Here is a 21,962-nt window from a genome sequence, read left to right on the forward strand (position 1 = left end):
TCATGAAAAGCATATATAAAATACTAGTCGCTTTAGCTGTTGCATACACTTTTCAAGGATGTAACAAAGAAGATAAGCTCAATTATAAAATTGAAAACCCCGATGAATTTACAGCGGGAGAATTGGATAAATGGATTTCAACGAATCTAACCGATCCTTATAATATTGAGGTGATTTATCGTTACCAACGCAATATGCACGATGTGAATAAGAATATCTCGCCGCCTGATGAAGCGAAGGTGCAGCCTCAAATGCAAGTGGTAATCGATGGTTTCTTGGACGTATATAAAAATGTAGGAGGAGCAACCTTTATGAAGACCTACACGCCGAAGCAATTCGCGCTATTTGGTAGCGGAAATTACGAAACAGATGGTTCCGTAGTTGCTGGAACTGCAGATGGAGGTCGTCGTGTTACCTTGTATGGTTTGAATAACCTGAATGTTAACAGTGTATCCTCAGTAATGGGAAATCTAGGAACTATTCATCACGAGTTTGTGCATATCCTCAATCAAACTCGAATGATTCCAGAAGACTTTTTGTTAATAACAATCGGAGACTATTACGCAAACTGGACTAACACGACTCAAAACTCGGTTAAGATAAGTAGAGAGTTAGGTTTTATTTCTCCCTACGCCAGAAAGAATGTCGGCGAAGACTTTGCGGAAGTAATGTCAACGCTAATTACGGACGGACAAGCCTATTATGATTCCTATTCTGCAAACTCAGGCGAACTCGGAAATTCTAGATTAAAAGCGAAAGAAGCGGTTGTACGTGATTATGTTCAACGCAACTTTGGGATGGAATTAGTAGATATTCAGCGAGAGTTTCAGAAAACGATGGAGGAGAAATACGGTTCCAGAGATTTTAAGTTTTCAACAGCTGTTTCAAAAGGTTTTATTAAGTCAATCAATCTAGATTCTCGCCAACCATGGGCATTATCGAGAGGGGTATCTGCAAAACAGAGCAACATTACAGAGGCGGTATTAAACGGTGTCGGAAACTATGTTGTAAGGGGTTTAAATCTTCGATTTATAGATGCGGGAAAAGCTACCTTGGATGTGCTTTTCGCTACTGATGCGTCAACAACCAATATTTGGACTGCGAGCTATGATTTCACCATAACGACAAATAATGATGTTTTCTCGTTCGCGTTAGCTGCAACTCAGGGTACTGGCAATCCTTATGATTATGCAAAATTCGGATATATCGTTTCCGATGTGAATCCAATTATTGACTACTTTAAGAGTACCTCTTTCAAGTATGATTATATGGCTGGTGACGCGGATCCAAATATTCTAGAAAATTACAAGAAATATGGTGGTTTGATTGATGTCAAGAACAGTGCGAACACAATTTATGGACAACTAAACTTCAAATAAAAATGAAAAGTATAATCTATTATATCGCCCTATTCTGCTTTGCTTTTTTATTCAGTTGTACAAAAAGTAATGATGTCGAATTAATCAATGGTGATCCTAAAGAAAGAATAAATGATACCATTAACATGGTAAAGAGTGCGTTAGTTGATGCGCCCAATGGTTGGAAGGCCTATGTCTCAACAGATGTTGGGAAGGAATTTGGTTTTTACATGACTTTTGCGGAGAATGATCGTCTGAAAATGTATGCTGATATCAATGATGATGCAGCGATCACATCGAAAGAATCAACCTACCGCGTACGCCAAATTATGGCTGCGACATTAGTGTTTGATACATACAGCTACATTACTACGCTACAAGACCCTAACGGTGCCGTAAATGGAGGAAAGAATGGTGTTGGATTAGGTAGTGATGTTGAGTTTGAGTACAGATATATGAGGGGAGACTCGATTGTTTTCCAAGGTAGAAAATTTGATGAGCCACTAGTGCTTGTTAAGGCAAGTGAAGCTGAGAAAAAGAAGTTTGAGGCTGCGGATTACCTAAAGACAATTCAAAAAATAACACAAGATCTTGGCCTGCTAAGTAGTCAAGTGGTTGATATCAATGGGAAGAAGTATAACGTTTCAATTAATCGGTCTTCAAAAATGGTAACATTGATACACATCACGAGCGATGGGAAATCCGAAATTATCAATGGCTATTATAGCTACTCAATTGACGGGGTTGAATTTGTTAAAGGAGTAGAGGTCAATGGAGTGATGTTGAAATCGATAGGAATAAAGGCCGACAAGTATGCCGTGAAGTCAATAGACAATAAGGAATTTAATATTGCCTATGATGTTACAGCAACTTTACCGTTGGAAATGATATACGGTTTTGATAAATCGATTAAAACTTTCGGATCGATCGGTAATACGAATACAATGCCTAAGATTACTCAGCAGACAACTTTTGACAAAATTCTAAGTGGTATTACGACAAAATTTGGAACAGTGAAGTTTAGATATTTCACGCTAAAAATGGACTCTAGAACGAAGATGTCGGTCAACGTACATTATACTTCATCCGCGGATTTTACTGCGACAATGATTGTAGATTATACGATAAGTAACGGAGTAATAACCATTTCAAATCCTTCGGGAAATACTACTGGAAATTGGGATGTCAGACGCAGCGCTCTTCGGGAGTTTGAAGACTATTTATTAAATAATAAATCTTTTAAACTCGAATGGGTACCAACTACAGATGGTCCTCCAGCGATAGGTTGGAGATCTACGACGAATCCAAACGATTTGATCTATGGGTTTCCAATTTAATGTTAGTGCCGTTACCTAGCGATAATATTCCTAATTCAAATTCAGAAGGTCCACGACCATAATTAAACAGCAATTGTTTGATTGAACAATTTTTTATTCCCTAATCATTCATGCAAAAAGAGAGGCTGCCATTTGGCAGCCTTTCCTATTTTTTCTTTGGCTGATGCATCATCAATTCTTCGATAATTTCTTCGATTTTTTGATATGGATATTTATGAATAATAAATTGATGATTACCCTTATCGTCCGGTATCCAAATATTCGAACCGTCTTTCGCCACATCGATTTTCCCTTTACCACTCAGATAAAAATAATCTTCTGGATTGCGTGCAGCAATTAATACAGCCGTCTGATCCCAGGAACTTCTGTTCTTGACAGGTTTTTCTCCGTATTGATCCAAATTGAGCTTATAGCCTACAGAAACAGGGCTATTTTGGTCATTTTTGCTAGCAATTTTTGCACCGCTCTTTATTTTGTCTCCAATTTCGAAGCCGCTAAATAAAATTGGTTTCGGAAAATGTTGAAAGACGTAATAGGATGAAACGGAGTCTTTAAAAACATTGAATTCTTTTCCTTGAGGAAATGCCGCTGCCATTGCAACCCAGTTTTTGACCTTCTTTTTCACTAAATCCATACCATTCAAATTGGAATGTTGATCGGCTGTTGATTTCAGTAGTTGGGCTAGATTAGTCATAAAACCAACCGTAATAATCGTCACGGAGTTATCGGGCTGCTTGGCGAGGACTTCGCGGTAAACGTCAACTGCAGCTGGGAATGTTTGATTTTTCAAATCGCTGTCAAACCGCTTGATGAGCACATCATTCCAGTTTGTTTTCGCTGTAAAGGAAGGTGCAAGTGTTTTATCAGCCTCTCCCACGGGAATATGGGGTTTGTTGAAATAGCGATTATAAAGTGCTATGGTTGGTGCGATGTCCACATGTGCATCGCTAGCCACTGTCGCCAATATTTCTAGCTCATTTTGATCCGCCAAAGCATGGAGCAGCGCGATAGCGCCTATATCGTCGTAATCAGGCCCCATGTCGGTGTCAAAAATAACCTTAACAGGTTTCTTTATCTTTTGTTGAGCACTGGTCATAGTTGGCAGCGAAATGGCCAATGCAATAGCGATGGATAATTTTTTTAGCGTTAGGCTCATTGATGGAATAAGTTAGGTTTACCTTAGTCTAAAGTTAGCTAAAATTATGTCGATAATTCGCTTGAACGAATTTGACCGTTCATAAGTCGAAAATACCGAACACAATTGACCAAGAATGTTTCCGGAAGTCAGATGTGGGATAGCCGTGGATTTTGAATAATTTTCCGTCGTAGCTTGTTCGTGCCTCAGCCCTTTAATTTCAAACAAATACGAGCTTGGTACGGCTAGGGTAGGACGAAGATTACTACTAGCGCGTTATAGGTAATGTATAGCTAAATTGGAAAATCATTGCTATTTTTAGGTATAAGCAATCCTTAAATATGCAAGACAGTAAAAAGATGTTGGCTTATGTCTCTTTAATTTTGAACTTAACATATTATGGTTATTGGATTTACTGTGGTCAATTTTTCACTTCTTTTGAAGCCGCAAAGGAACAGTTTAGCAAAATTCCAATATTCGGACATTTCTATTGGGATATCATATTCTTTATTGCGACTTTATTTTCTTTAATTGTTTTTTCAAGAAGGAACGGTGTGTTAAATAAGCTTTTCGTAGTCTTACAGACGCTCTTTGCTTTTGGCTACCTTTGGTCAAATCTGTAGGTTCAGTCTACACGGATTTACAAAGCAAATATTTCAATAAATTCCTTGTATAGTACGTACTCAAATTTGCTATATTAGCACACTCTCAATTCTCCGGAGGAATCACAACTTAGAGAATCGCAGTATTTAGATTTAGAAATACGCTAGAATGGCAAAGATTGATATTATCCAATTAGCGAAGGTGTTAAACCTTTCGAAATCGACGGTGTCTCGCGCCTTTCGGGATAGTAGTGATATCAATCCAAAGACCAAAGAGCGTATTCTAAAAGTGGCTAAGGAATTGAATTATCAACCCAACCACTACGCCAGTAATCTACGAGAACAGAAAAGCAAAACTATAGCGGTTGTACTTCCGGAACTAGCGAATAACTATTTTACCCAGATCATTCAGGGTGTTGAAAAAGAAGCGAAAAAGCAAGGGTATCATATACTAATCTTTGTTACCGATGACGACATTAGCAAAGAACGCGAATTCATACGTAGTTTAGCCAACGGTCGTGTGGATGGTGTTATTATGTCGGCTTCTGGAGAGTCGACTGACCATAGCTATTTGGAGCAAATTAACTACGAGCATCTACCCATTGTACTTTTTGATCGTATTTATGATGACATCGATCTACCTAAGATTGTAACGGATGATTATCATAGTAGTTTTACTGCCACGGAACATTTGATTAAAAATGGATGTCAGCGAATTGCTTATCTTGTTATTAACAAGGAGCTTTCGATTGGTAAGACGCGTATGCAAGGGTATGAAGATGCGTTGAAAAAATATAAAATCCCATTGCGTAAACGCTTGGTTGTAGACTGCTCCAATTCCTACGATGAGAATAGTGAGATTATTGAAACAGCAATCCGTAAGCAGGAGCCCGACGGAATCCTTGCTTCCGTGGAGCGACTTGCATTCTCAACATACTATGTTTGCAGACGCATGGGGCTAAAGATTCCACAAGATTTAAAAGTAATCGCATTCTCGAGTTTGGAAATCGCAGGATTACTTCATCCACCACTTTCTGTAGTGCGCCAACCCGCGGTGCAGATTGGTGAAAAAGCTGCTGCAACTTTGTTGAAACAGCTTTCTGGAGATGCATTATCGGAAAATGAAAAATACGTTATTATGCAGTCAGATCTTGTCGTTCGGAATTCCACTCAGGGCTAACCTAAACGGCCTTCACGCTACGTGTTGAAACGGCCGCCAATAACATAAATACACCAGCCATCGTCAGACAATAAACCGCTTGATGTTGAAAAACATATTTTACCAGAACCGTTCCCAGAACACCATTGACTAATTGTGGGAGGGTAATAAAGAAGTTAAATAAGCCCATATACAAACCCATTTTCTTAGCTGGTACCACACCTGAAAGCATAGAGTAGGGAGTAGCAAGTATGCTTGCCCAAGCAATTCCGACCGCAATCATTGGAATATAGAGTAAATTCGGGTTTTGAATGAATAAAATTGAAATCAATCCTAATCCTGAAGTGGCAAGTGCAATCATATGCGTTTTCTTTTTGCCAATAGCCTGATAAAGTTTCGGCAGTAATAGCGCAAAAACGGTTGCCACCAAATTGTAGACTCCAAAAAGTACACCAGTTAGATTTCCGGCATCTGCATATGCAGAAGATGCGGTGTCCGTTGCGGGCAAATGATAGATATGTTGAGCGATTGCGGGAGTGGTAAAAACCCACATTGAAAATAATGCAAACCAAGAAAAGAACTGAACTAACCCTAATTGCTTCATCGCTTGAGGCATGTTCTTAAAATCGCGAAAGATCGAGAAGAAGTTGTGACTTGCCGTTTCTTCTTCCTCCTGATGCTCTTCAAAAGATTGAAGTTCCTCTGCTGTATACTCTTTAGTGGTAATGACTGTCCACAACAGGGAGAGAACAAGTACGATCGCTCCAGCATAAAATGACCAGATTACATTATCTGGAACATGCCCTTGCTCTGCCACTTTTGAAACCCCGAAGTATGTGGAAAGTACATAGGGTAAAAAGGAACCAATAATTGCACCAGCCCCGATTAAGAAGGTCTGGACGGCATAGCCATATCCATGTTGTTCCTTGGGCAAATTATCTGCAACTAAGGCTCGGAACGGCTCCATAGAAACATTAAAAGCGACATCCATAATCATTAACATCCCTGCTCCAATAAGTAGCGGGGGGATTAACAGTGCTAAGACAGATGCGTTTGGCATTAGTGCTAATGCTGCAGCGGCAACGAGTGCCCCTCCTAAAAAGAAAGGTCTGCGTCGCCCTAATCGTGTCCATGTTTTATCCGAGAAATAGCCAATTATTGGCTGTATTAACATTCCAGATAAAGGGGCAACTAACCAAAATAGTGAGAGATGCTCTACATCGGCACCAAAAGTTTGAAGTATGCGAGAGGCATTCCCTGTTTGTAGAGCGAAGCCGAACTGTATACCAAAGAATCCGAAGCTCATATTAAAAATTTGAGCACGGCTCAGCCTTGGCTTAGAGCGTTTTAAAGGTTGTTGCATGTTTAGTTTCGTTTAAAAATCGGTGTTTAGAAACGTAAATTAAAAAATAATATCGTTTTCATCACATTATTTTTCCAATAATCCCAGCTATGTCCACCTTCATATTCTTGGTATACATGTGCAATATTGGCTTCCAATAGCTGTTTATGTAGTTTTCTGTTTTGCTCTATCAGAAGATCATCTCTTCCACAATCAAAACGAAAGAATGGAATACCAGCTCGGTTAGCTACAATAGTATCTATAAGGGATAGTTCTGTATCCATTTGATAATTCGAAAGGCTCTCTTCTACAAACAACGAGAAATCTGAAATGTCCGTTATGGAAGAAAGTCCTGAGAATGATGTAAACAGGTTGGGATGACGAGCGCCAAGACGTATTGCACCATATCCCCCCATGGAAAGGCCTGCAATAAAGAATTTGGAAGCCTCTGTGACTTGTTCTGTTGCTATTTGTCGCGTTGCTTCAATAACTTCTTCGACAATCCATTGTTCAAAATCTTGCTTTTTCTGTTTCATATAACCGGAGCCATCTCCCCACAATCCATCGGAGGGCATAACGAGTATGAGCGGTTTTATTAGACCAGCTGAAATCGCTTGATCTACTTGCTCGTGTACGCCAGAGGAAAGCGCCCAGCTCCACGCACTACCATAAACTCCATGTAATAGAATGACAACAGGGGCATCACTCGGACAATTGTCAGGAATATAAAGGCAGATGTCGCCACGCCCATGGAGATTGTCGGATTTAATCGTTACAAATCGAAGATTTTTAAAGCCATAGCTTGGATCAGATTGTTCGAATGATCTAAATTTTTTCTCCATCGGTTTTAATCAAATATGATGACACCTTTAGCATTTTTCCCGGCTAACATGTCGTCGAATGCTTGTGGCAACTGTTTTAAAGAATAACGAGCCGTAATCATTTCGTTTAATTGTAGCTCTCCTGCTAAATAGTGATCAATGATGCGGTCGAAGTCGCGAGCGGGATTACATTTCCCATAAAGTGGATTCAAATACAATTTATCCCATTCGAATAAGTTCATATCGAAAGGGATTTCTTGTTCGATTCCGCTGACTTGTACTGCGGTTCCCGCATTACGGATCATTGCCAAAGGTGCTGCCCCAAGCTCAGGTCTCGCTGTACATTCAAAAGCATAATCTGCACCGCGTCCTCCGCAGAGGTTTTTAACTTCTTGCGCGATGTTTAATAGGCCTTGATCTTGCGGATCAGCTTGTAAGCAATGAGTGGCTCCGAATTGCTTCGCCATCACTAAACGATTCGGGTTAATATCGATCGCGATAATCATGCTAGCTTTAGTTATCTTGGCGGCCTGAATAACACTTAAACCAACTCCACCGGTGCCTAAGACGACAACATTGCTGCCCTCTTTAACTTGGCCTGCATTGACAACAGATCCATATCCAGTCATGACTCCGCAACCAATAATTGCAGCACATTCATGCGGTAGCTTATCCGTATGCACTTTTGTTACTGCTGCCACCTTAACCAAACTGTATTCTGATATTGTCCCGATATGAAATGAACGAGCGAGAGGGCTACCTTTCCAAAGTGTTCCCTTTGGATGTGCGTGTCCGAGTTGACTATTATGCCCCTGACCGGTTACTGGAGACGTATTTTCACAAATATGATAGTTGCCCAACTGGCATTGGAAACAATGCAAACATGGAATCGCCCAGTTGAGTAATACCCGATCATTTACTTGTACATGGGTGACATTTGAGCCGACTTGATATACAATTCCGGCGCCTTCGTGGCCTAAGACCAAAGGTTTGTTCCAGGTCAATGAATCGTAGTCGGTATGACAGAGACCGGCGGCCATTATTCTAACTAATACTTCGTCTGCTTCTGGCTCAGCTACTTGAATTTGATCAATAAAAAATTTCCCTTGACCATCTGTGATCGCAGCATTACATGTCATCATCATTTTTTAGAAAATAAGAATTTATAAGGAATATGTAGTCTTTTAGACCAAGCTACTTCATTATGTGGATCGTTTGGAAATTCTTCATATTTCAGTCTGATTTTTTTATCCTTCGCCAATATGCTGTTTACCTCTTGGTTGCTAGGTAGGAAGTCGAAATCTAGATCTTTACCTCCACAATCTAAATAGACTGCACTATTTTCTAATGGCTTGAGGTCTTTTTTTAGAAGATCTACGATTTTTCCGTCGTCGAAGAAGAAACCAGAAGATAAACAAGCTGCTTTGGAAAATACCTCAGGGTATTTGTATAAGGCATAAAAGGAAATTAATCCACCCATCGAGGAGCCGATTATAGCGGTATTCTCCCGATCAGGTTTCGTCCGATATGTTTTGTCGATAAAGGGTTTTAGTTCTGTGGCCAAAAACTGCAAATAGCGTTCTCCTTCTGGCGTGCCGTTGTATTCTACCCAGCGATCTTTTGTATTTGCGACACCAACCAAAATAAACTCCTCAATGTCTCCTTTTCGCATCATACTGTCAGCTATTTCATCCATACGCCATTCACTTCCACTGAGGTTCGTATGATCAAATAAGTTCTGTCCATCGTTGGCATATAAAACGGGATAGTTTTTGTTTTTTTCTTTAAAATAGCTGGGAGGAAGCCAAACCACAACATTTCGTGTATTACGTAAATAGCTGCTTGCGAAATTATGATGATAACGAACGTCTCCCACGATGCTGCGTTGATAAATATCATTCCAATTGCTCGGGCTCAGGGTTATTGTGGTGTCTTTTGTTAATGTGAGTTTAACAGGCTGTGCACTCTGTCCGTTGCCGTTGTACAATGCCTCTTCATAATATGATCCCCGGGTAATTTTAAATTCAAGTTGGCTGTTTAGGGGAAACGTATAACTTTCTTCCCATACGTTGTTTCCTTTTGACTTTAGTGATTTGCTTTTGGGATAGATCCAGAAGCCCCAAACCCCTTGGTTTCCAATTGGTCGAATAGAATCTTGCGCTGGCGTAGTTGGCGGTGCAATGACGCGGATAGTCAACTTGGCTTCCTGTGAATTCGCAGAAAAGGCAATCACAGTCAACAGAAGGATTGAGATCAGTTTATTCATTGTTGTTTATAACGGTTACACTAATTTATTTGTTTTTCTTCAGCTAGCACGCTGTTATTTTATTCTAAATATGGCTTATATTGGAAAATTCAGTTAACTTAATGCATATAAAGTCCAATTTATGCTCAAAGCGAAGCCGGAAATATTACAAAGTGGTTTGCAGGAATCCTTCCTGATCAGAGCCTTTGGCCATGAGGCTTTTTTTGCACCCTATCACTATCATCCCGAATATGAACTTACGTATATCGTCCATGGAAAAGGGAAGCGCTACGTAGGAAATCGTTTGGATGACTTTAGTGACGGTGATTTTGTATTAATTGGCCCAAATCAACCACACTGTTGGAAGTTGGATCAACCAGACATTAAAGCGAGTGCTGTCGTTATTCAATTTACACACGATTTCTTAGGAGCGGATTTTTTTGATAAACCTGAGTTTGCCAACATTAATGCACTGCTAAAAGAAAGTCAAGCCGGCCTTAGTTTTCTACATCCTAAAATGATGACAAAGTATATTTTACGTCTTCGAAAGTCTGAAGGAGTAGAACGAGTACTTCATTTTTTGGATTTGCTGAATGAGCTTTGTCGTCAAAAATACGAGACTATCGATATTGGCGCATTGGAAAATAATGCCGATAGCCAAAACGATAGCAATCGCATCAATGTTGTAATGGCCTACATTGTTGAGAATTTCAAGAACGATATTAGCCTAGACGATGTTGCGAATGTTGCCAATTTGACGCCTAATGCATTTTGTAAATATTTCAAGAAGCTAACGCGCAAGACTTTTGTCGAGATGCTCGTACAGTATAGAATGAACTTTGCAGTTCAACAGTTGCTGCATACAGATGACACGATCAGTGCTATAGCGTTAGCTTCTGGCTTTAATGATATGTCTTATTTCTATAAAACGTTTCGTGGAAAAATGGGCATGAGCCCCCTAGCTTATCGAAAACAGTTTATGGAATAAGAAGGTGCTACTTCAATAGCCATACCTGGGTTTGATATCCCTGAATGTTAATTTCTTGTTTGCCCTGTTTAGCGGAACCTGTGTTTTCTCCATAGACTAATTTTGCCTGCTGTTTATCAACGGGGATTTGTAGTGTCGTTGCTTCTGGAGATAAGTTGATGAGAATCATCGCTTTTTCTTTACCATTATCTCTTAGGAAACTAACTATGCTTGGATTGTCATTTGTGAAAGACTGATAAGAGCCGCTAATTAGTACAGGATAGGCTTTACGGAGCTTTAATAGATTTCTATAGGTCGATAATAAAGAATTTGGATCAGATTCTTGTTCTTCAACTGAAATGCCATCGTTACTTTTAACCGTGCTAGTATCCCACCAAGGGCCGGAGTTTTTATACCAGTATGCCATGCCTGGGCTATCCTTGTCTTTTTTCCATTCGAAGGCTTCTCTATACGGTATTTCATTTGCATCTGTGATACCACCATACTTTCCAAAGAAGCTATCGCCCAGCATACCTATTTCTTGCCCGTAGTAAATAGAAGGTACACCGCCGATAAGTAAGTTTAATGAGGCGCCAACTTTTTCTTTTCCTTTGTCTTGCTTAACAGCCGTTGAAAAGCGAGGGATATCATGATTCTCAACAAAAACAATTTGGTTATTGCCTTTCGGAGTATCGCGAAAAGTGGTATCTGCATATGCAGTTATTTTCTCTTTGTCCATACTTCGGATAGCCTGTTGTATGCGGAATGCAAATACCCAGTCAACCTTAGCTTTCGTTAAATAATCTATTCCGTATGAGCCCCAATCGGCTTGTTCCGCCATAATATGGATTTTGGGGTTAATACCTTTTAACGTATCGATTAAGGGTACCCAGAAGTCGCGAAATAGGTTTGTAAGACGCCCCTTATTGTCCAAGTCATCCATCATATGATCCAAGCGAAAACCGTCTACACCGTCCTCAAAATTTCCATCTTTATTGGGATCTAACCAATAGGAGAAGAGTTCCTTATTGTATTTAATAACTTCTTTATTAAGTAGGTTAACGGTGGTAATTTTCTTACGTTTACCATCAAAGCCTTTTAAATCATAGAGATCGAAAACAATACTTGAGGGTTTTAATTGTGCTTTATCATCATAGAGAAGATAGTCGGAAAATGCCGATTTAGGGTTGCCATAGGAATCTTTATACCAGAGATGATCTTCTGTGACATATTGAGTCTCCATGTCCATATAAAGCTTCATCCCTCGTCGATGGAGTTCTTTCACTAGGCCGAGGTATTCATCCTTGCTACCATAAGTAGAATCGATTTTTTCAAAATCACTCGAATAATAATTATGATAGTAGACTGATTCGTATAAAGGAGTCAATAGGATTGATGTGACACCTAATTCTTGCAAATAGTCTAACTTCTGCTGAAGACCAAGTAGATCCCCATGTTGATCATTATTGCTGTCAAAGAAGCTGCGCTGAAAGACATGGTAGATTACTTCATCTTGCACGTCTTCTTTTTTTATTTGCTGCTGTTGACAACTGCTGAGCCAGCCAATTGCACTGAATACAGCCAGCAGGAAGTATTGTTGTAGTCCTTTCATTTCAGTTCCCCCCTCTTCTTTTATAATAATAATGGATTGATTTCGGAGTCTGCAGCTGTACCTACCGTTTTACCCATTAACCACTGTTGTCGATCATTCTCTTGCCATTGATGTTTTGGTTCTGTTACTTTTGCGCCATCGGCGTAATAAATGATGGTCATTACAGCACGCATTTTATCCGACGAGTTACCTGGGGCGTTATGAATAGTATAACCATAATGCCATGTAGCGTCACCAGCATTCATATATTCTGGATGAACAACGGGGAAATTATTCTCCTTAACATATTCGGCAAATGTTTTTTCTGATTCGTCGGAGATAATTACTTCAGACACATTATTCTGCTGATGCGATCCTGTCGCAAAGGTTAGCATACCCATCTCTGGATTTGGAATATCGACTAAAGGCATCCACATGGTAATCGTGTTATTGGTGTCAAGAGGCCAATAGTTTTGATCTTGATGCCAAGGTGTGGGACCGCCACCAGGTTCTTTAAAAAGTGCTTGATCGTGATAGAGCCTTACATTTTCAACGCCAAGAAGGTCTGCGGCAATATGTGCAAAACGCTTCGCTAATACGAAGCGTTTTACTTCTTCGTCAACACGCCAAAGATTCATGATTTGCAAAAAGGCCTTCCCATAAGTATCTCTTTCTTCAAGTTTTCGTTTTTCCTCATTATGCTTTGCTGCCGCGTTGCCAATCTTGTCGCGGTAATAAGCGGCAGTGTCTTTGTCGAGTATGTCGCGGATGAGGATATGTCCATCTTTTTGAAATTCGGCAATCTCTTCTGCAGAGACAGATTTTATCTGATCAAGGATTTGATTCTTTGTTGTGCTCATGATTTATAATTTTGGTTTATACCCAAAGTTACGGTCGAAGCGGAATTAGGTTTCGGGGGAATTTAGGCTACTATATGGTTTATATTATCATCATTCATTTCAACACTGGCTAAATTGATAAAATAAGCATCAGAAATATAGTGTGAAATATTGGTGTCGAAAATCGGTAAATGTTAGATTTTGGGAAGAAAATGTTGTTTTCATTCGGGAACGTTCTCGAATTAAGCGATGTGTTTAAGTGTCATTTTGCTGAACGTCATGTTTGTAAGTGTTTATATATTAGCACTTTGATGTTTTGAAATAAAGTTTTTCAAGGTAAAATAAAAAAAATCAAAAACTCTTTTTTTTATAAATATTCTGCAATAATTTAGTGATAACCAAAAAGGGTGGCAACGCATGCCTCCCGATTATAAACAAAAAATAAAATTATGGTTAGGGAATTTTACAATTGGCACTTTCGGCTGATAGTTATCTTCGTCTTCAGTTTTCAATTTGTTTCGGCTCAACAGAACTTACAACTTTCGGGGAAGGTTGTAGATGATATGGGTAAGGAGCTTGCTGGAGCGACGGTAAGTATTAAAGGAACAAACAAACAAGTTTCTACTGATGAGTCGGGGAACTATGTATTAGAAGGAATAAGCGCAGGAGCACTTATTGTCGAGGCCTCCTATGTTGGTCACGCAAGCTCTGAGCAGCGAATTCAACTAAAGGCTACACAAACATTAAACTTTACTTTATCATCGAATGCGGCCGAAATTGGTGAGGTGGTAGTCATCGGGTATGGTTCCGTAGAACGGAAGCACGTTACAGGAGCCGTTTCCAATGTGCAATCAAAAGATTTTCAAAAAGGTGCAATAACCTCTCCCGACCAATTAATTCAAGGTAAGGTGTCAGGTGTGTCCATCACTTCGAATGGAGGGGCGCCAGGTGCGGGAAGTACTATTCGTGTGCGCGGAGGAGCTTCTTTGTCGGCGAGTAATAATCCATTAATTGTTGTTGATGGTAATCCATTGAGCGGAGAGGGAATTTCTGGATCTGCAAATCCTCTTTCATTAATCAATCCTAATGATATTGAATCCATGACCGTATTAAAGGATGCGAATGCAACCGCTATTTATGGATCTAGAGCATCTAATGGGGTTATTTTGATTACCACAAAGACGGGGAAAATGGGAAGACCAAAGCTAAATTTGTCAACAGTTAACTCATTGTCAACGATTGCTAATCAAGTTGAGGTGCTTACTGCTGACGAAGTAAGATCTTTTGTTAATGAACGCGGTACTGCAGCACAAAAAGGATTATTGGGAACTGCAAACACAGATTGGCAAGATTTAATTTATCATAACGCAATAACCACGGACAACAATATTTCGCTCTCTGGCGGAGTAAAGAATATGCCGTATCGTGTCTCTATAGGATATTTAGAACAGGCAGGTATTCTAAAAACGGATATGCTTAGAAGAGGAACTGCTGGTGTAAATCTATCTCCTCGTTTCTTTGATAACCATTTAAAACTGGACATCAATTTCAAAGGAACAATGACAAATCAGGAGTTTGCAAATACTGGGGCAATTGGTTCAGCGATTGTATTCGATCCTACGCAAAACGTATATGATGCAAATAGCCCATATGGAGGATATTTTGAATGGCAAGAGGGAGCTGTTCCAAATACGTTATCGCCAAGAAATCCAGTTTCATTGTTAGATAATTACAGTAATAGAGCAGGAGCAAATCGAAGTATCGGAAATGCGCAATTGGATTATTCATTCCACTTTCTTCCTGAATTACACGCAAATATAAATGTAGGTTATGACATTGCATCAGGTAAGGGGGCAACGAGCATTCCGGATTTTGCAGCATCTAACTTTGGTAATAAGGGACTATTTCAACGCTATCGAGGTAAGCAAAACAACACATTCATTGAAGGTTATTTAAATTACGTTAAGGATATTGAGAGTATCAATAGTAACATTAACGTAACGGCGGGATATGGATATTACGATAATAAGGAAACGAACTACAACTTCAGTTCTTATAATGCCCACGGAGATGTAATAACAACTCCTGTTTACGCCGATAATGTACCTCAGAATAGATTACTTTCTTACTATGGTCGTTTAATTTACTCGTTTGCTGATCGTTATATTCTTTCCGGTACCATTCGTGCGGACGGCTCTTCGAAATTCAATCCAGACGGGCGTTGGGGTATTTTCCCTTCAGCGGCATTTACGTGGCGTATCAAGGGCGAAAACTTCTTGAAGGATAACAACAGTATTTCTGACTTGAAGCTTCGTGTAAGCTATGGAGAAACGGGTAATAAAGATGGGATTACGAACTATGGTTATATTCCTGTTTACTATTACAGTACAAATGAAGCTCAGTACCAAATTGGGGATCAATTTTATCATGTTTATTCTCCGATTGCTTACGATAAGACACTACGTTGGGAATCTACAGCAACGACCAATATTGGATTAGATTATGGCTTCTGGGGAGGTCGTATCTATGGTAGTATTGATGCATACCAAAAGAAAACGAAAGATTTATTAGCAACGACCGAAATATCTGTAGGTACGAATTATAGTAATCAATTATTGACCAATGTTGGTAATATGGAAAACCGTGGTATTGAAGGTAGCATCAATATTCAAGCTATAAAATCTGAGAATTTCAATTGGGACTTAGGATTCAATATGACCGTCAATGAAAGTAAGATTACTAACCTAACTTTAAACGATAACCCAGGTTATCAATTAGCGGCAGGTTGGATTACCGGCGGTACAGGGAATGTGATTCAATACCATACTGTTGGTTCGGCACCTTTCCAATACTATGTTTACAAACAAGTTTATGACCAACAAGGTAACCCATTAGAAGGTGTATATGAAGACTTAAATGGCGATGGCGCTGTAACTCCTGCCGATCGTTATTACTATCAGAAACCTGCTCCTGATTACTTTATGGGCTTCACGACTTCCATTAATTATAAGCGTCTTACTTTAAATACCGTATTGAGAGCAAGCTTTGGTAACTATGTTTATGATAACATCTCTTCGAATTTCGGGGTTTCAAGAAATATTCTAAACCCGTCGCGATTCATTAACAATGCGACTACCGATATATTCAATACGAATTTTAATAACAATCAGTATTACAGCGATTACTATATAAGCAACGCTTCTTTCTTGCGCATGGATAACTTAGGATTAGTTTATAATGTTGGGAATCTAGATAAAGAGGGAACCGTGACTATGACGGTCAATGCGAATGTACAAAATGTGTTTACGGTTTCTAAGTACAAAGGCGTAGATCCTGAGTTGTTCAATGGTATTGACTACACATTATATCCAAGACCTAGAGTGTATTCCTTAGGGTTAAACTTTGGGTTTTAATATTAAATAAGAAATTCATGAAAAGATATATTAAAAATACGATTTGGGGCAGCATGCTAATCTTGTCTGTTACTTCATGTAGTGAAGACTTATTGAATTTAAGCCCAAAGAATGATATTACAGCCGATCAGGTATACTCAACGGAACAGGGATATAGAGAGTCCTTTCTAAAAGTCTATGGAAGTTTATCGATGACTTCTGGGGGAGGTGAAGGAGCTAGTGATTTAGCGGGTATAGATGCTGGGCAATCCGATTTCTTTCGTCTGTATTGGAATATTCAGCAATTGACATCTGACGAGACGCTATGTGGTTGGAATGACCCCGGTGTTCCAGATATGGTTTACGGAATGCCGGATGCGGATAATATCATGGTGAAAGGATTATATACGCGATGTATTTATACAATCACTGTCGCAAATGAATTCCTTAGAGAAAGTACACCTGAAAAATTATCAGCAAGAGGAATTGGCAATACGGCAGAGATCGATGCATATCGCTCGGAGGCTCGATTTGTTCGCGCTTATCAATACTGGGTTTTGCTAGACTTGTTTGGGAATCCTCCTTTTGTTACCGAAGATAATTTAATTGGTAAAGTTGCGCCGGAACAAATACAACGGGCCGACTTATTCAAGTATATCGAAAAGGAGCTATTAGAAATTGAACCACTTATAAAAGCGGCGAAACAAAACGAGTATGGTCGCGCTGATCAAGGAGCCGTATGGACTTTATTGACAAGATTATACCTCAATGCAAACGTGTATACTGGCGCAGCTAAATACACGGAAGCAATAACCTATGCGAACAAAGTTATTAACGGCGGATACGCACTAACAAGTAACTATGCGAATCTCTTCTTAGAAGATAATAATGTTACCAGCAAGAATGAGATTATATTCTCTATCAACTATGATGGAGTGAAAACAAGAAATTACGGGGGCACAACGTTTTTAATAAACTCTTTGATTAACGGAGAAATGACACCTGTAAACTATGGTGTTCCCACTGGTGGTTGGGGCGGTAACCGTTCAACAAAAGCAGTTCCTACCGCATTTCCAGATTATAGTGGCAAAACGGATAAGCGCGCCATGTTCTTTGGCGATAAGCTGGAGAATGATGAGTTAGGCGAGTTTAAAGATGGGCTTCGCGTTACGAAGTTTAAGAACGTGAAATCGAATGGTACGCCTGGAGCATCGCAAGGAGGAACATTCAGCTCATTGGATTTTCCATTGTTCCGATTGGCAGATGTTTATTTAATGTATGCTGAGGCGGTATTGAGAGGAGGAACAGGTGGTTCAACTGCGCAAGCCTTAGGTTATTTTAATCAAATCAGAACAAGGGCCTATGGAAATGCAACCGGTAATGCCTCGGCAATTACTTTGGACGATATTCTGAACGAAAGAATGAGAGAGCTTTATTTCGAAGGCTATCGCAGAACGGACTTAATCCGATTCGGGAAATTTACAGGTAGCAATTATATCTGGCCATGGAAAGGTGGCGTTAAAGACGGAAGATCAATCGAGAGTTTTAGAGCGCTTCTTCCACTACCATCGTCCGATGTTATTGCCAATACGAACTTAACTCAAAACCAAGGCTATTAACATTAACACAAGAAATTATGAACCTTATTAATAGACTTCTGATCTTATTTTGCTTAAGTAGCGTGCTATTTGTATCCTGCGAAAAGGATGAAGTGAAAACTATAGCAAAAGACGGGCAATCAGGAAACCTGACTAGCTCGACAACGAATGTTGCCCTTACTAAAGCAACATTGAATAGCAAGGTTATCGAATTTACGCACACAAACTCTGACTTTGGGTATAATGCGGGGATTACGTACTCCTTACAATTTGGACTAAAAGGGACCAACTTTACTCCAGCGAGAGAGACTGTATTTGAAAATGGAGTAACAATGAAATCCTACACCGGTCTAGAGTTAAATAATCTACTTTCTGCAATGAACCTTTCGTTCGATGAAGACTCCGATGTTGAAGTTCGTTTGAAATCTAGTATTTCTAATAGTATTGCTGTCTACAGTAATGTTGTTAATATCAAATCAAAACCTATCCCGTTAACGTCTTGGATTTATCTTCCTGGTGCATATCAAGGTTGGGATCCCGCAACCGCAGATAGTTTAGTTTCTGCAACTGGAAATGGAATTTACACAGGTATTCTGCGTTTCCCAGCGAAAGATTCTGAATTCAAGATTACAACAGCGAAGAACTGGAATGTAAATTTTGGAGATGGTGGAAATGGAACTATTAGTCCAACGGGAGGCAACTTTAAATCAATCGCTGCGGGTACATTACTAATTACCATGGACATGAATAGCAATACATGGACAATGGAGGCCGCACCAACTTGGGGAATGATTGGTGATGCGGTTCCTAATTCTAACTGGGCTGTTGATGCAGACATGAAGTTTGTGAACGATGGTGCCGGTAATTGGGTATTAAAAACGGTGTTAAATCCAGGGAAATTCAAATTCCGTAGAAATCATGATTGGGGAACCAACCTTGGCGGAAGTGGTGGCATATTAACCCTTGCGGGAGCAGATATTGCAATTACTGAAGCGGGAACTTATACCGTGACTATGAATCCAACCGCATTGACTTTTTCAATTGTTAAAAACTAAACAACAAACAAATATGAGGATCGTTATTGCCATAATCTTTATTTGCTTCCATCTGGTCTCCTTTGCACAGGTAAATCGGATAGAACCGCTGAACTGGTGGGTAGGCATGAATAACCCAAATGTTCAACTTTTGATCTATGGCGATAACATCTCAAAAAAAACCGTTGAGATCGATTATACGGGCGTGGAACTGATTAATCAACACAAAGTTGAAAATCCTAATTACTTGTTTTTAGATCTCAAGATTCTACCAACGGCAAAGGCTGGAAATATTTCTCTTTTGTTTAAAGAGCAGGGAAAGAAAACTTTTGTTAAGAAGTATGAGCTGAAATCTCGTGATGAATCAAAGCGTGCGTTGCAAGGCGTAAATGCATCTGACTTTGTGTATTTGATTATGCCAGATCGATTTGCAAACGGTGATCCCTCAAACGATCGTGTGAAAGGAATGGCAGACCAGTCGCTCAATCGAGATAGTATGTATTATCGACATGGCGGGGATTTACAGGGAATCATCAATAATTTAGATTACCTACAAGAATTGGGCGTAACAGCGTTGTGGTTAAATCCGGTGCTTACGAATGATCAGCCATTGACATCTTATCATGGTTATGCAAATACGGAGAGTTATCATGTTGATCCTAGATTTGGAGGGAATGAGGCTTACCGTAAACTGATCGATGCCTGTCATAAGCGCGGGATTAAAATGATTCAAGATTTGGTCCACAATCACTTCGGAACCGAACATTATACAATTAAAGATATGCCCATGAAAGATTGGGTACATCAATGGAATACGTTTACCAAAACGAATTATAGGGAGCAAGTTCACATGGATCCCTACGCCGCAAAATCGGATAAAGACATCATGTTAAATGGTTGGTTTGATCGACATATGCCCGATATGAACCAAGACAATCCTTATGTGAAAAATTACATCACGCAAAGCCATATTTGGTGGATTGAAGAGATGGGAATTGACGGATTTCGATTAGATACCTATGCGTACAATGACTTAGCATTTATGTCTGAATGGGGTAAAGCAATCGATGCTGAATATCCAAAGATGACATATTTCGGGGAGACGTGGGTTCATGGGATTCCAAATCAAGCCTACTTTACCAAGTCGAACCGGATTAATCAAGGAATTGATACAAAATTGCAAGGGGTTACTGATTTTCAAGCCTATTGGGCTATTAACGAAGCACTGAATGGCAAGTTTGGATGGATGGACGGCGTCGTTCGTCTGTATAATACTTTTGCGAGCGATTTCATGTATGAAGACCCTTATCAGAACGTTGTCTTCCTCGATAATCATGATCTAAGTCGGTATTTATCTGTCGTTGGTGAAGATTTTAACAAATATAAGTCTGGAATCGCTTGGTTATTAACTACGCGCGGGATACCACAACTGTATTACGGTACCGAGATCCTAATGAAAAACTTTGCAAGTCCAGATGGCTTGGTTCGAGAAGATTTTCCTGGAGGCTGGTCGAAAGACAAAGCGAATAAATTTAATCGAGCAGGACGTTCTGAAAAGGAGAATGAAGCATTTGACTACGTGAAAACGCTAGCAAATTACAGGAAGAATAATCCGGTTTTACAGGATGGGAAAATGTTGCAATATATACCAGAGGATGGCATTTATGTTTATTTCCGCTATGATGATCATAAGCGTATAATGATTGTGATGAATAGTAAACAGGAAGCGATTAATCTCCAAACCAAACGGTTTCAAGAGGGAATTGCTGGACGTCAGCAGGCGATTAATATCGTCACTGGGGCGCAAATAAATAGTTTAGAAGAGCTTGCTATTCCTGCAGTTAGTACGCAGGTGTTTGAGTTAAAAAAATAGTAGAATGGGATTAGAAGCATGTTTATTTGATCTTGATGGAGTTTTAGTAGATACAGCGAAGTATCATTTCTTGGCCTGGAAGAAATTAGCGAACTCGTTAGGATTTGATTTTAGTGAGCAACAAAACGAACAGCTAAAGGGAATCAGTCGGGTGGAGAGTTTGAGGAAAATACTTTCATGGGGAGGGTTAGATATTCCACAGCAAAGGCAGAATGAGTTAGCGAGTTTGAAAAACAGTTGGTATGTAGATATGATCGCTAATATGAGGCACGAAGATTTGCTGCCGGGCGCTGTTGAATTACTGAACGAGCTACGAAGCAATCACGTAAAAATTGCTTTGGGTTCAGCCAGCAAGAATGCAAAACTCATTTTAGATAATACGAGGCTTACCCCATATTTCGACGCGCTTGTGGATGGAAATATAGTGAGTCAGTCAAAACCTGATCCCGCGGTTTTCTTAAAAGGTGCCGAATTGTTGCAGGTATTGCCGTCTGCCTGTGTGGTGTTTGAAGATGCTGTAGCAGGTGTGGAGGCAGCGCTCCGAGGAAATATGAAAACCATTGGAATAGGAGACCAAAGGGAGTTAGCAAAAGCTCATCTAGTCGTTGACGATTTAACACACATTGATTTGAAGACCATTCAAAATCTGTTTTAGTATATACCTTATTA

General features: G+C 39.7%; 17 protein-coding genes. 10 read left to right on the plus strand and 7 right to left on the minus strand.

The window, feature by feature from the left end:
* Positions 1 to 2: 2 nt before the first annotated feature.
* Positions 3 to 1,379, plus strand: a complete 1,377-nt coding sequence (locus GFH32_RS00920) for a substrate import-associated zinc metallohydrolase lipoprotein (RefSeq protein ID WP_153509292.1) — start codon at positions 3 to 5, stop codon at positions 1,377 to 1,379.
* Positions 1,380 to 1,381: 2 nt separating this feature from the next.
* Entirely contained in the window at positions 1,382 to 2,695 is a 1,314-nt protein-coding gene (locus GFH32_RS00925; RefSeq protein WP_153509293.1) for a DUF4302 domain-containing protein, read from the plus strand.
* Between the two features lie 145 nt (positions 2,696 to 2,840).
* On the opposite strand, the gene GFH32_RS00930 is transcribed toward GFH32_RS00925, so the two are convergent.
* A complete protein-coding gene (locus GFH32_RS00930; protein ID WP_153509294.1) occupies positions 2,841 to 3,851 on the minus strand; it encodes a nucleoside hydrolase in 1,011 nt (336 codons plus the stop codon).
* 320 nt (positions 3,852 to 4,171) lie between these two features.
* Here GFH32_RS00930 and GFH32_RS00935 point away from each other — a divergent pair, with 320 nt between their 5' ends.
* Together GFH32_RS00935 and GFH32_RS00940 are read left to right on the plus strand one after the other, a co-directional pair.
* On the plus strand, positions 4,172 to 4,453 hold the full coding sequence (locus GFH32_RS00935) for a hypothetical protein (protein WP_153509295.1): 282 nt from the start codon (positions 4,172 to 4,174) through the stop codon (positions 4,451 to 4,453).
* Between the two features lie 148 nt (positions 4,454 to 4,601).
* On the plus strand, positions 4,602 to 5,612 hold the full coding sequence (locus GFH32_RS00940; RefSeq protein ID WP_153509296.1) for a LacI family DNA-binding transcriptional regulator: 1,011 nt from the start codon (positions 4,602 to 4,604) through the stop codon (positions 5,610 to 5,612).
* Position 5,613: 1 nt separating this feature from the next.
* Here GFH32_RS00940 and GFH32_RS00945 read toward each other — a convergent pair whose 3' ends face one another.
* From GFH32_RS00945 to GFH32_RS00960, 4 genes are read right to left on the minus strand one after another with little or no spacing between them, the layout of a single operon-like run.
* A complete protein-coding gene (locus GFH32_RS00945) occupies positions 5,614 to 6,954 on the minus strand; it encodes an MFS transporter (protein ID WP_153509297.1) in 1,341 nt (446 codons plus the stop codon).
* Between the two features lie 26 nt (positions 6,955 to 6,980).
* On the minus strand, positions 6,981 to 7,775 hold the full coding sequence (locus tag GFH32_RS00950; protein WP_153509298.1) for an alpha/beta hydrolase: 795 nt from the start codon (positions 7,773 to 7,775) through the stop codon (positions 6,981 to 6,983).
* A gap of 5 nt (positions 7,776 to 7,780) precedes the next feature.
* The gene (locus tag GFH32_RS00955; protein WP_153509299.1) at positions 7,781 to 8,899 is read right to left on the minus strand and encodes an alcohol dehydrogenase catalytic domain-containing protein; all 1,119 of its coding nucleotides are present in this window, start codon (positions 8,897 to 8,899) and stop codon (positions 7,781 to 7,783) included.
* On the minus strand, positions 8,896 to 10,020 hold the full coding sequence (locus GFH32_RS00960; RefSeq protein WP_153509300.1) for an alpha/beta hydrolase: 1,125 nt from the start codon (positions 10,018 to 10,020) through the stop codon (positions 8,896 to 8,898). The genes GFH32_RS00955 and GFH32_RS00960 overlap by 4 nt, the downstream gene beginning before the upstream one ends.
* A 121-nt stretch (positions 10,021 to 10,141) precedes the next feature.
* On the opposite strand from GFH32_RS00960, the gene GFH32_RS00965 reads away from it, so the two are divergent.
* Positions 10,142 to 10,987, plus strand: a complete 846-nt coding sequence (locus GFH32_RS00965; RefSeq protein WP_153509301.1) for an AraC family transcriptional regulator — start codon at positions 10,142 to 10,144, stop codon at positions 10,985 to 10,987.
* 7 nt (positions 10,988 to 10,994) lie between these two features.
* Here GFH32_RS00965 and GFH32_RS00970 read toward each other — a convergent pair whose 3' ends face one another.
* Together GFH32_RS00970 and GFH32_RS00975 are read right to left on the minus strand one after the other, a co-directional pair.
* Positions 10,995 to 12,578: an alpha-amylase family glycosyl hydrolase gene (locus GFH32_RS00970; RefSeq protein ID WP_153509302.1), complete on the minus strand. Its 1,584-nt coding sequence runs from the start codon at positions 12,576 to 12,578 to the stop codon at positions 10,995 to 10,997.
* Positions 12,579 to 12,598: 20 nt separating this feature from the next.
* Complete coding sequence (locus tag GFH32_RS00975; RefSeq protein ID WP_153509303.1) at positions 12,599 to 13,417, minus strand: phytanoyl-CoA dioxygenase family protein; 819 nt, start codon at positions 13,415 to 13,417, stop codon at positions 12,599 to 12,601.
* Positions 13,418 to 13,845: 428 nt separating this feature from the next.
* On the opposite strand from GFH32_RS00975, the gene GFH32_RS00980 reads away from it, so the two are divergent.
* From GFH32_RS00980 to pgmB, 5 genes are read left to right on the plus strand one after another with little or no spacing between them, the layout of a single operon-like run.
* On the plus strand, positions 13,846 to 16,809 hold the full coding sequence (locus tag GFH32_RS00980) for a SusC/RagA family TonB-linked outer membrane protein (RefSeq protein ID WP_153509304.1): 2,964 nt from the start codon (positions 13,846 to 13,848) through the stop codon (positions 16,807 to 16,809).
* Positions 16,810 to 16,826: 17 nt separating this feature from the next.
* On the plus strand, positions 16,827 to 18,407 hold the full coding sequence (locus GFH32_RS00985) for a RagB/SusD family nutrient uptake outer membrane protein (protein WP_153509305.1): 1,581 nt from the start codon (positions 16,827 to 16,829) through the stop codon (positions 18,405 to 18,407).
* Positions 18,408 to 18,424: 17 nt separating this feature from the next.
* Positions 18,425 to 19,441: a SusE domain-containing protein gene (locus tag GFH32_RS00990; protein ID WP_153509306.1), complete on the plus strand. Its 1,017-nt coding sequence runs from the start codon at positions 18,425 to 18,427 to the stop codon at positions 19,439 to 19,441.
* 13 nt (positions 19,442 to 19,454) lie between these two features.
* Entirely contained in the window at positions 19,455 to 21,293 is a 1,839-nt protein-coding gene (locus tag GFH32_RS00995) for a glycoside hydrolase family 13 protein (RefSeq protein WP_153509307.1), read from the plus strand.
* 4 nt (positions 21,294 to 21,297) lie between these two features.
* Complete coding sequence (pgmB, locus tag GFH32_RS01000) at positions 21,298 to 21,948, plus strand: beta-phosphoglucomutase (protein WP_153509308.1); 651 nt, start codon at positions 21,298 to 21,300, stop codon at positions 21,946 to 21,948.
* The last annotated feature ends 14 nt before the right edge of the window (positions 21,949 to 21,962 follow it).

The organism is Sphingobacteruim zhuxiongii (assembly GCF_009557615.1).
Taxonomy (GTDB): domain Bacteria; phylum Bacteroidota; class Bacteroidia; order Sphingobacteriales; family Sphingobacteriaceae; genus Sphingobacterium; species Sphingobacterium zhuxiongii.